Below are 9,700 nucleotides of genomic sequence, written 5' to 3'. Positions count from 1 at the left end.
CCGTTCCATCTTCGATTGGCCGAGATCGAGGAAAGCGTAAAGGCCGGAGCCAGGGAAATCGACATCGTCATCTCGCGCCGCCACGTTCTGACGCAAAATTGGCAGGCCCTTTACGATGAAATGAAAGCCTTCCGCGCGGCTTGCGGAGATGCGCACGTGAAAGCAATTCTTGCAACCGGCGAACTTGGGACCCTTAGAAACGTCGCGCGTGCCAGCTGGGTTTGCATGATGGCAGGGGCTGATTTCATTAAGACCTCGACCGGGAAAGAAGGCGTCAACGCCACCCTGCCCGTCAGCCTTGTGATGATCCGCGCCATTCGCGCCTATCACGCAGCGACAGGATTTCGCGTGGGCTATAAGCCTGCGGGCGGCATCTCCAGGGCCAAGGACGCCGTGACGTACCTGACGCTGATCAAGGACGAGTTGGGCGATCGCTGGTTGCGCCCCGATCTGTTCCGCTTTGGTGCGTCAAGCCTGCTTGGCGACATTGAACGCCAACTCGAACATCATGTGACGGGCCGGTATTCGGCCAGCCACCGACACCCGATAGGATAAGCACAATGTTAGATCTTCGCCCAAGCTGTGAGTGTTGCGATCGCAACCTGCCCCCCGAAAGCCCGGACGCGATGATCTGCACGTTCGAATGCACCTTTTGCCGTGACTGCGTCGCAGGTCCATTGAAAGGCGTCTGCCCGAACTGCGGAGGCAACTTCGTGCCACGGCCGATCCGACCGGCGGACAAACTGGCGCGCTTTCCAGCCTCCACAAAACGCGTTTTCAAACCTGAAGGATGTGGCGCATGAACGTCCGCGAAATCTTCGACACGATGGACTACGGCCCAGCGCCCGAGGACGCTTCGGAAGCGATAGCATGGCTGGACCGCCACAAGCGAACGTTCGGACAGTATATCAATGGCCAATGGACCAAACCCGCGCGGTCTTTTGCCTCGAAAAACCCTGCAAATGGCGAAATACTTGCGAAGATCAGCCAAGCAAGCGCGAAAGACGTGGACAAAGCCGTCGACGCGGCGCGCAAAGCGCAAAAAGCTTGGGCGAAAGATGCCAAAGCGCGCGCAAGAGTACTTTATGCACTGGCACGTCTTGTCCAGAAGCAATCGCGTTTATTCGCAACGCTTGAAACGCTCGACAATGGAAAGCCGATCCGCGAAAGCCGCGACATCGACATCCCATTGGTCGCACGCCACTTCTACTATCACGCAGGTATGGCGCAGCTGATGGATGAAGAACTGCCAGGGTGTGAAGCGCTTGGCGTGTGCGGGCAGATCATTCCGTGGAACTTCCCGCTTTTGATGCTTGCCTGGAAAATCGCGCCGGCCCTTGCGATGGGCAATACCGTGGTTCTGAAGCCCGCAGAATATACGTCTCTCACCGCCTTGCTTTTCGCCGATCTGGCGCGCGAAGCCGGTGTTCCGCCGGGTGTGCTGAACATTGTAACCGGGGACGGACGTACAGGCGAAGCCATCGTGACCCATCCCGATATCGACAAGATCGCCTTTACTGGATCAACGTCGGTTGGTCGGAAGATACGTGCGCAAACAGCGGGTTTTGCCAAGAAGCTTACCTTAGAGCTTGGTGGAAAGTCGCCCTATATTGTCTTTGATGACGCCGATATCGACAGTGCCATCGAAGGCCTTGTCGACGCCATCTGGTTCAATCAGGGACAGGTCTGTTGCGCAGGATCGCGGCTGTTGGTTCAAGAAGGTATCGCGGACGCCTTTTACACCACGCTGAAGGCACGCATGGACAAACTGCGCATCGGTGAACCGCTTGATAAGTGCATTGACGTCGGCGCTATCGTTGATCCGGTCCAGCTTGACGCGATCACAGCTCTGGTGGCCTCAAGCGTCGGCGACATCTACCACGCTGCGACGCCCTTGCCGGACACGGGCTGCTATTACCCGCCGACCCTGATCACCGGTATGTCGACCGCGGATAAGTTGATGCAGGAGGAAGTCTTTGGCCCCGTGCTTGTCGCCACGACCTTCCGAACACCATCTGAAGCGATCGAGTTGGCCAACAACACGCGCTACGGGTTGGCCGCGACGGTATGGACCGAGAACGTCAATCTGGCGCTTGATATTGCACCAAAACTTGCCGCCGGTGTTGTCTGGATCAACGCAACCAATCTGTTTGATGCAGCTGCAGGGTTTGGTGGCGTGCGCGAAAGCGGCTTTGGGCGTGAGGGCGGCTGGGAAGGGCTTCAGGCCTATACCAAGGCGAAAGACAACGCCCCTAAGCTATCGAAGATCGCTCCGATGGAAGCGCCGGCAAAGGCCCATGTGGCCGATCTGGATCGCACGGCAAAGCTATATGTGGGTGGAAAGCAGTCGCGCCCCGATGGCGGGTATTCGCGCGCTGTTTGGTCTGCGAAGGGCAAGCTTCTTGGGCATGCGGGCCTGGCGAACCGAAAAGACCTGCGCAACGCCGTCGAGGCGATGAACGCCGCTAAAAGCTGGAGCAATACGACCGGCCATTTGCGCGCGCAAATTCTCTATTATCTGGGCGAAAACCTGTCGGCGCGTGGCAATGAATTCGCAAGCCGGATCAATGAGATGACAGGAAAACGCGGCGGCAGGGCCGAGATTGACGCGTCAATTGACCGGCTGTTCACATGGGCCGCCTGGGCCGACAAATACGATGGTGCGGCAAAAGGTGTGCCCCTGCGCGGGATAGCGCTTGCGATGAACGAACCGGTGGGCAAGATAGCGGCCTTTGCCTCTGACGATGCGCCACTGCTTGGTCTGATCTCAGTGATGGCCCCCGCGATGGCCATGGGCAACCGGATCACGGTCGTGGCCTCCGAACCCTTCCCTCTAGCAGCGACCGATTTCTATCAGGTGCTTGACACATCCGACGTGCCGGGCGGCGTGGTCAACATCCTGACCGGCAGCCACACCGAATTGGCGCCGCAACTCGGCGGTCATATGGATATCAACGCCGTCTGGTCCTTCTCAGGCAGCGATCTGTCAGCCGTGATCGAGCGCGAAGCCGCAGGTAACCTTAAAAGGACTTGGGTCAACAATGGCAAAGGGCGAGATTGGTCAAATGTCGATGCTTCAGCGTTTCTGACAGCCTCGACCGAAGTGAAGACAATCTGGGTACCTTACGGCGAGTAACCGCCGCCAAAAGTAGACAGCGGAATTCGCGAAGACCTGAGCCCCCACCGGAGAAGCCCCCCGGTGCCAGGCATCGGGGCGGCTTTTATTCGCTTAGTGGTGTGTGCCGTCAGTTCAGGTCTTTGGCCTCGACGGTCTTCGTCTCGAACGTATCGCCGTTGGCAATTTCGATGCGGCGCGGCTTAAGCGCCTCGGGGACTTCGCGCATAAGATCGATGTGTAGCATGCCGTCGACATGGCTTGCCCCTGTCACACGAACATGGTCGGCCAATGCAAAACGGCGCTCGAACGCGCGGGTGGCGATGCCGCGATGCAAATACGTGCGGTCTTCATCGTCTGTGGCCTTCTTGGCCGTGACGATCAAGGCGCTTTCACGCATTTCAACGTTCAGATCGGCGTCGCTGAAGCCAGCTACGGCAATCGAAATACGCCATCCGTCGTCGGCTGTTTTCTCGATGTTATAGGGCGGATAGGTCGCGGCCGTTGACGTGTCTGTCAGGGCGCGGTCCATAAGGTCGGCGATCTGGTCAAAACCGACGGTTGCACGATAAAGCGGTGCAAGATCAAAAGTTCGCATGAGGGATCCTCCTTTGAGCGATTCCAAGGTTTGCGCCTCCCCAGTAGCGGGCAAGGCTGGTTTCGAAAGCAGAGCCAACTGCCGGCCTCTGCTGAATTCAGATAGGCACCGTAAATCGCGGCTTCAAGACCCCTCGGCGGCACTCACTGCACTTTGCAGCGGCGGCAATCGCAGCGCCACATCAGATGCAAGACCAACCGGTTGCTGGCCCTGACTTGAAGAACTTGAGAGAACCGCCACAAGCTCTAGCCCTGCTTGGGTTTTTCTGAGGAGCGGTGCACCACTTTCGCCGCCCGCGACTGCACAAGCCACCGTCACGAGGCCCTCTACACCATCGACAACCTCACAGGCCCGTTGCCGCGGCGGCGCCGGCGCACCAGCACGCCAGCTAACCAAAAAGAGTGTCTCGCCGACTTCGGCTTCACGGCCCGGTAAAAGCGCTTTGCCAACCGGTGCGGGCACTTCGGCGCCCAGCGTGAAGAGCGCCATGTCGAACCGCAACTTCCAACGGTTTTGCGCTAGAGGCTGCTTGAAAAGCGGATGCATAGCGACGTCAGTCACCCTGAAGACCGGGCCGTTTTTCAGCGCCCCGGGACGAAACAGGATCTCTGCGTTGGATACGTCTTCGGCATTGCGCAACGCGCCAATGCAATGTGCAGCCGTCAACACATGGCGCGGCGAAACGAGCGCCCCGGAGCAAGTTTGATTGGTCGATGTGTTCTCGAGCCGGCCAACTGCCGAAACATCAGCCCATGCAGGTGCGGCAAGCGAAGTGGCGAGGACCAGATGTGCAAAGAAGCGCAAAACCATCGTCATATGGTGGTCAAGCGGCACGGTCTGGTCAAGGCGCTAGGGCTTCACGAATTTCGCGCCGGAATCGCCCCCAGAAAGCGCCAGACCATTGCCGCCCCCGACAGACAGACGTCTCGCCGTTGTCGTACCGGCGTTCAAAACCGCGTCCCCGGATGCCATCATATCCATCAGCTCATCCAGCGGTTTTTCAAGGTTGGTTCCCAGAGAGACCTTGCGACCCCGGATCATCGCCTTGGCCGAAACCACAGAAACGATTTGCGGCTCGCCGTCAACGTCCGCGAAAACCGGGGCTCCGCTGGAACCAAAATCCACATCGCAAGACAAGACCAACGCTCCATCCCGACGAGCCAACACGTGGCATTCTTCCTGTAATGATAGGCTGTTTTGACGATCATGCGCATAGGACACAACACCAACCGAAGCGCCCTTGCGGGGGCGGCTTGCAGTTTTGAACGGCTGAATATGCGCAAGGCGAATTTCGCTAACAAGTTCAAGAAGCGCCAGATCGTTCGCGACGCTCAGCTCTCCGCCGGGGCCGTTGTATTCATATCGCGGATGGACAACCGCCCGCCGCACCTTGCGCGACGCCGAGGCCCTGCCGTTGCGCCATCCCGCAAGGAACGTCACGTCGCGCGCCTCGATGTCCCCCCCGGTGCGTTGATCAATCATGCAGTGAGCAGCGGTCAAAACCAACCGAGGCGAGATCAATGCGCCCGTGCACATGCCGCCATAGCCGATGTTCAAACGTCCGACACCCTCCCAACCGCGCGCTTCATAGGCTGTCATAAGAGCCGTCAATCCGGTTGCCGCATCGTCTTCGTCAGCCGACACAGATACTGGCGCTGCCAAAGCAATCGCCAAAAACAAGGCTTTCAGACCATTCCCCATCGCGTCCCTCCTCGACCCATCTTCTGCTTAGATTGCCGGTTGGACAAGATTATGACGGAGAATTGTTATCTTAGGTTGGGAATTGCAGGCGCGCCCGTGTTGGATTGGCTAAACGCTGGCGGCTTTGGCCCCCCTGTCGCCCAGTCCAAAAGCTCGACCGTATGCACAATCGGGATGTCCGTGCCCGAGCCGATCTGCATCATGCAGCCGATGTTACCCGCCGCGATAACTTCAGGCGATTTGTCTTCCAGCGTCTTCACCTTGCGCCCCTTCAGTTCCTGAGAAATCTCGGGCTGCATGAGATTGTAAGTCCCTGCAGATCCACAACAAAGATGAGAATCGCGCGGCTCGACGACCTCGTATCCGACCTTTTTTAAAAGATCCTTCGGGTAGGTCTTGATCTGCTGCCCGTGCTGCAGCGAACACGCGGCGTGGTAAGCCACGCGCACCTTTTCAGCGACGCCTTCAGGCAAGTCCAGCTTCATCAGAACTTCCGACACATCCATCGCCAGGTTACTGACCCGTGCCGCGTCCTCGGCCATCGGGTCATTGCGGAACATATGGCCATAATCTTTAACGGTCGTGCCACATCCGGAGGTATTAATCACAATCGCATCCAATCCGCCCGCGCGATCCTCGGCCATCCAGGCCTTGATGTTTTTCGCCGCCGCGGCGTGGCTTTCGACTTCTTTGCCCATGTGATGCACAAGCGCACCGCAACATCCCATGCCTTCTGCCACGATGATTTCACAGCCAAACCGTCGCAAAAGCCGGATCGTTGCATCGTTGATATCGGTGTTAAGCGCACGTTGCGCGCAGCCGGTCATCAGCGCCACCCGCATCTTCTTTTCACCTTTGGCTTCAAAGGTTTGCGGATCGTCGTTGCGGCTAACAGGGGGGATGACTTTCGGCGCCATTTCCAACATCGCCTTCAGCCGGGCATCGGGCATAAAGCGCGCAAAAGGCCGACCCATCTTGGCGCCCAGAAGGGCGATGCGGAACCGTGCCGGATAGGGCAGGATTTGCGCCAGCGTCCAGCGCAGGAGCCGCTCGAACAGGGGGCGCTTGTATGTCTTTTCAATGTGCGCCCGCGCATGATCGACGAGGTGCATATAATGAACGCCCGAAGGACAGGTCGTCATACAGGCAAGGCACGACAGACAGCGGTCGATATGTTTGACCGTTTTCGCATCCGCAGGTCGGTCGTTTTCCAGCATATCCTTGATGAGGTAAATGCGGCCGCGCGGGCTATCCAGCTCGTCTCCCAGAACCTGATAGGTTGGGCATGTCGCGGTGCAAAACCCACAGTGCACGCAGGATCGCAAAATCTCGTTTGATCGCTTGATCGCGGGAACCTTCAACTGTTCTTCAGTAAATGTCGTCTGCATATCAGGCGCCCCCGGCGAGAATTGAGATATTGAAAACAGACGCCAGAAGGGCAGCGATGATCGCAACAGTCATGCGCCCCCAAATTGTGGTATCCGGAAGAAATCTCAGAAAGGGCAGCAAAACAAGCGCCCCGGCCGCAGCCCCAAGAAGGATCGGCAGAACAAACGTTGCAATGCTTGGCTCCGCACCGGGCAAGATTAATAAAAGCCCGAAGCAACCCGCGGCAACCGCTCCGGCAAGCCGCCAGTCGGTCAAAAGATAGCCCACGATAAGTGCCCCGAAAGCGGGCATCGCAATGAACGCAAAGGTTTCACTTTCCATCAGCCCATGATCCCGGGGTTTAGGATGCCACGCGGATCAAATTGTGCGCGTAGCCCTGTCGCAAGCCCCGCCAAAGGGGTGGCTTCGGGTTGAAAGACCGGCACGCGCGCTTTCAGCGCCACGGGGCCCTTCACAAGTGTTGCATGGCCTCCGACGACTTGCATGTAACTTTGCAATGCCGCGTGTAAACGAGCGGCGCCTTCAATAGGATCGTCGGAGATCGCGGCAAGTTGAGCCTCGTCGCAACCAACCCAGATAAGCCCCCCGCCCCAATCCAAAAGCGCGTCGCAGCCAAAGTTCGGCCAGATGCCGGTCTCCAGCATTTGCGGTACATCGCTTGCTTTGATCGCAATTTTCCAGATGCAGGTCTTGTCGGCAAAAGCATCAACATCACGCACCGCGCGCCAGTCCTCTTCACCGCCCATCGCCATATCTGCCGCACCGAATTTTTTCAGAACGCTCTGCAATTGCGCACCGCGATAGGCGACCGAGTTCTCAAACCCTTCCAGACGCAACCTGACCACAGACCCCGCCCCATCATCGACCCCCGGCGTCATCGCTGCCCCCGAAACCTCGTAGGGCGAGCCCAATGCTGCGGCCATCGCTGCCACTCCGTCGCTCAATGACAGCCCATGCAAGGATACAACGCCCGTTGCATCGTGCTTTGGCAAAAGCTTGAAGCTCACTTCGCTAAGCACACCCAAGGTGCCATAAGACCCAGACAAAAGCTTAACCAGATCATAGCCCGTCACGTTCTTCATGACACGACCACCGTTCTTCAACGCAACGCCACGACCATCGACGAAACGCACGCCAATCAGCGAGTCCCGGCAGGCGCCCGCCCGCAACCTGCGCGGACCCGAGACGTTTGCCGCCACCACGCCACCGATCGTCGGCGTGCCATCCGTACCAAGCATGGGGCGATGATCCATCGGCTCGAACGGCAGCATCTGCCCTTCTTGCTTTAACGCGTCTTCAATTTCGGACAGTGGCGTGCCCGCGCCCGCAACAATTGTCAGCGCGCCCGGCTCATACAGCGAGATGCCTGATACGCGCGCAACAGACAGCGGATCGCCGGCGGCTGGCGCCATTCCGCGCGTGTTGCCCCCCCTGATCGAAAGTGGGCCAACCGCGTCGCGGACGGCCTCAGACAATTCAAGTTCTGTTGTCGGCTCAATCACGAGGCCCGTCCTTCTTCTTGGTGGAAATACTTTTGGGGTATTGGGGGCAAATAGCCCCCAAACCTTATCTTATGCAGCTGCCTCTACTTGCACGCGCCGGCTCTCGCTGCTGGCCAATGGGAACACTTTCGCCGGATTAAGAAGCCACGCGGGATCAAAGACGTCCTTCACCCGCATCTGCACCTCAAGATCCTCTGGCGCAAACTGCACATTCATCAGATCGCGTTTTTCGATTCCGACACCATGTTCGCCCGTTAGGCAACCGCCGACTTCGACGCACAGCTTCAGAATCTCAGCGCCCATTTCTTCGCAGATTTCAAGATCACCCGGTTTATTGGCGTCAAACAGGATCAGCGGATGCATATTGCCATCGCCTGCGTGGAACACGTTGCCCACTTCCAGGCCGAACTCTTTCGACAACTCACCGATGCGCCGCAGCACATGGGGCAGCGACGAAACGGGGATTGTCCCGTCAAGGCACATGTAATCGTTGATCTGACCCATCGCGCCAAAGGCCGATTTTCGGCCCAGCCATATTCGACCCGCTTCGGCCGCGTCTTTGGCTTCGCGCAATTCAACCGGATCGTGCTTGGCCGCGATCTGTTTGATCAACCCTAGCTGTTCGTCAATCTCGGACGGAGAGCCTTCCACTTCGACAATCAACAGCGCTTCGCAATCGGGATATCCTGCCTTCGCGTGACGCTCAACCACCTCAAGAACTTTGCGGTCCATGTATTCTATCGCTACCGGCAGGACCCCTGCCTTGATGATATCGCTGACACAAGCTCCTGCAATCTCGGCACTTTTATAGCCGATCAGCACCGGACGCGCGCCTTCGGGTTTTGGCAAGATCCGCAATGTCGCTTCGGTCACAACACCAAGCTGTCCCTCGGACCCGCATATCAGACCAAGCCAATCATAACCGCCTGCATCCATATGCGCGCCGCCAATATCAACGATCGTGCCGTCCATCATCACCATCTTGACCCCAAGAAGGTTGTTCGTCGTCACACCGTATTTCAGACAATGCGCCCCGCCTGAATTCATCGCGATATTGCCCGCAATTGCACAGGCAAGCTGAGACGAAGGGTCTGGCGCGTAAAAGAAGCCATCGCTTTCAACGGCGCCGGTCACGCTTAGGTTCGTGCGCCCGGTCTGTACCTTAATGAAGCGGTTGTCGTAGTCGGTCTCGATCACGCCATTCAACCGCGCCACACCCAAAATCACCGAATCTGCCGTCGGCAAGGCCCCGCCCGCCAGCGAGGTTCCCGAGCCGCGCGGCACAACTGGAACGCCTTCCTGATGACAAATTTTCAAGACGGCCGAGACCTCCTCGGTCGAAGCCGGAAGGACCGCACAAAGCGGAGGGCACTTGTATGCCGTCAAGGCGTCGCA

The 9,700-nt window shown here is 58.2% G+C and carries 9 protein-coding genes and 1 pseudogene; 3 read left to right on the top strand and 7 right to left on the bottom strand.

Annotated elements, in window-relative coordinates; genetic code table 11:
* The 3 genes and pseudogenes from Q1B15_RS21860 to Q1B15_RS21850 all read left to right on the top strand — a co-directional run.
* A pseudogene (locus tag Q1B15_RS21860) lies at positions 1–555 on the top strand (deoxyribose-phosphate aldolase); the annotation flags it as partial.
* Between the two features lie 5 nt (positions 556–560).
* Complete coding sequence (locus Q1B15_RS21855; RefSeq protein WP_299758042.1) at positions 561–803, top strand: DUF1272 domain-containing protein; 243 nt, start codon at positions 561–563, stop codon at positions 801–803.
* On the top strand, positions 800–3,136 hold the full coding sequence (locus tag Q1B15_RS21850) for an aldehyde dehydrogenase family protein (protein WP_299758041.1): 2,337 nt from the start codon (positions 800–802) through the stop codon (positions 3,134–3,136). The genes Q1B15_RS21855 and Q1B15_RS21850 overlap by 4 nt, the downstream gene beginning before the upstream one ends.
* A gap of 109 nt (positions 3,137–3,245) precedes the next feature.
* On the opposite strand, the gene Q1B15_RS21845 is transcribed toward Q1B15_RS21850, so the two are convergent.
* From Q1B15_RS21845 to Q1B15_RS21815, 7 genes are all read right to left on the bottom strand, one after another.
* Positions 3,246–3,713, bottom strand: a complete 468-nt coding sequence (locus tag Q1B15_RS21845) for an Hsp20 family protein (protein ID WP_299758040.1) — start codon at positions 3,711–3,713, stop codon at positions 3,246–3,248.
* Between the two features lie 123 nt (positions 3,714–3,836).
* Positions 3,837–4,547: a trypsin-like serine protease gene (locus Q1B15_RS21840; protein WP_299758039.1), complete on the bottom strand. Its 711-nt coding sequence runs from the start codon at positions 4,545–4,547 to the stop codon at positions 3,837–3,839.
* A 15-nt stretch (positions 4,548–4,562) separates the two neighbouring features.
* Positions 4,563–5,414 (bottom strand): trypsin-like serine protease, encoded by an 852-nt coding sequence (locus Q1B15_RS21835; RefSeq protein WP_366141767.1) that lies wholly within the window; start codon positions 5,412–5,414, stop codon positions 4,563–4,565.
* Between the two features lie 65 nt (positions 5,415–5,479).
* Positions 5,480–6,802, bottom strand: coding sequence for a glycolate oxidase subunit GlcF (gene glcF / locus Q1B15_RS21830; protein ID WP_299758038.1), 1,323 nt, complete (start codon positions 6,800–6,802; stop codon positions 5,480–5,482).
* 1 nt (position 6,803) lies between these two features.
* Positions 6,804–7,124 (bottom strand): hypothetical protein, encoded by a 321-nt coding sequence (locus Q1B15_RS21825; RefSeq protein WP_299758037.1) that lies wholly within the window; start codon positions 7,122–7,124, stop codon positions 6,804–6,806.
* Entirely contained in the window at positions 7,124–8,302 is a 1,179-nt protein-coding gene (locus Q1B15_RS21820) for an FAD-binding protein (RefSeq protein ID WP_299758043.1), read from the bottom strand. The genes Q1B15_RS21825 and Q1B15_RS21820 overlap by 1 nt, the downstream gene beginning before the upstream one ends.
* Positions 8,303–8,374: 72 nt before the next feature.
* Positions 8,375–9,700 (bottom strand): FAD-linked oxidase C-terminal domain-containing protein (locus tag Q1B15_RS21815; protein ID WP_299758034.1); only part of this gene is annotated, 1,326 nt, incomplete at its 5' end.

Source organism: uncultured Boseongicola sp., assembly GCF_937988555.1.
In the GTDB taxonomy this organism is placed as follows: domain Bacteria; phylum Pseudomonadota; class Alphaproteobacteria; order Rhodobacterales; family Rhodobacteraceae; genus Boseongicola.
This window is presented reverse-complemented; position numbering and strand designations above follow the sequence as displayed.